Source organism: Azohydromonas caseinilytica, assembly GCF_012927045.1.
Taxonomy (GTDB): domain Bacteria; phylum Pseudomonadota; class Gammaproteobacteria; order Burkholderiales; family Burkholderiaceae_C; genus Azohydromonas; species Azohydromonas caseinilytica.
This window is the reverse complement of record NZ_JABBFW010000085.1, coordinates 1-1,670: the sequence shown is the minus strand read 5'-3', so window position 1 is coordinate 1,670 and position 1,670 is coordinate 1. Positions and strand designations below refer to the sequence as shown.

At 71.2% G+C, this 1,670-nt stretch carries 1 protein-coding gene; it reads left to right on the top strand.

Annotated features, from left to right (window positions below):
- The first annotated feature begins 130 nt into the window (after positions 1–130).
- Positions 131–1,483 (top strand): IS1182 family transposase, encoded by a 1,353-nt coding sequence (locus tag HHL10_RS30050; RefSeq protein ID WP_375138999.1) that lies wholly within the window; start codon positions 131–133, stop codon positions 1,481–1,483.
- The last annotated feature ends 187 nt before the right edge of the window (positions 1,484–1,670 follow it).

Genomic DNA, 1,670 nt, shown 5'->3' with positions numbered 1-1,670 from the left:
CTCAGAAGGTGTGAATGAATCTCCCGGCCGCCGGGACAATGGGCGCATGAGTCAAGCGCCGTCCGCAGCAGGGAGTGAACAAGGCCAGCCCAGCCTGTTCGGTGAAGGGGAGCTGCCCGCTGGGCAGGGCATGGCGGCGCAGCCTCAGGGCAGCGCCGGCGAGCCGCGGCTGCTGCGCGCGCAGCGTGATCAAGTGGAGCTGCGCCCGTGCGAGCTGGACGCGCTGCTGGCGCCGGACCATCCCGCACGCAACGTCTGGGCTTTTGTGCAAGCGCTGGACTTGGCACCGCTGTACGCGGCCATCAAGTCGGTACGCGGCGGCGCCGGCGCACCGGCCACGGACCCGGCCATCCTGGTGGCGTTGTGGCTGTGGGCCACCATCGACGGCGTGGGCTCGGCGCGCGAGCTGGCACGGCTGTGCGAGCGCGACGATGCGTACCGCTGGATCTGCGGCGGCGTGGGCGTGAACCACCACAGCCTGTCGGACGTGCGCACGCAGCACGCGGCATGGCTGGATGCGCAGCTCACGCGCAGCATGGCCGCGCTCATGGAGCGCCGGCTCGTGACGCTCAACGTCGTCGCCCAAGACGGCATGCGCGTGCGCGCCGCAGCCAAGGCCGCAAGCCTGCGGCGCCGAGAGCGGCTGCAGCGGCTGCACGAGCAGGCCCAGGCGCAGCTGCAGGCGCTCAAGGCCGAGCTGCATGAGGACGCGGGTGCGAGCTCGCGGCGCAAGCAAGCGGCCCAGGAGCGTGCGGCGCGCGAGCGCGAACAGCGTCTGGCGCAAGCGCTGGCCACCATGGACAAGATCGAGCGGCTGCGCCCGCCCAAGAAGGACAAGAAGGCCAAGGGCCGCGACCACGACGACCCGCCCGCGCCCAGTGCCAGCGGCACGGCGCGCAAGCCCGAACCCGAGCCGCGCGTGAGCACCACCGACCCCGAGGCGCGTGTGATGAAGATGGCCGACGGCGGGTTCCGCCCCGCGTTCAACGCGCAGCTCGCCGTGGACGCGCCCACGCAGCTCATCGCCGCAGTGGCCGTGACCAACAGCGGCAGCGACATGGGCCAGATGGCGCCCATGCACCAGCAACTCGTGCAACGCTACGGCCGTGTGCCCAAGCACTGGCTGGGCGATGGGGGATTTACCAAGCTGCAGGCCATCGAAGCGCTGCATGCCCAGGGCACCCAGGCCGTGGTGCCCCCGCCCAGCAGCCGCAACCCCGCCATCGACCCCTTCGCGCCCAAGGACAGCGACAGCGCCGCACTGGCGCAGTGGCGCGCCCTCATGGGCAGCGACGAAGGCAAGGTGCTGTACCGCCAGCGCGGCGCCACGGTGGAGTGCGCCAACGCGCAGTTGCGCCGCCGGGGCTTGCAGCAGTTCAACGTGCGCGGGCTGCTCAAGGCGCACGCCGTGCTGCTGTGGCATGCGCTGGCGCACAACCTCATGCGCATGTGCTCGTTGGGCATTGCCTTCGCAGCAAGCTGAAGCCGCGGTCGAACCCCGCCACGTAGCTCTCAACGGCTGCGACAGCCCTGGCCGCCTGCCATGCCGGGCATGGCGGCCCCGGCGAGCGCCTTGCAGCCGTCCACGGCCCACCCGTGCACCGTCACGGCTGGCCGCGTCAGTACCGCTCAACATGCTCGGTGCAGGCAAATCGTTCACAGCTTCTCAG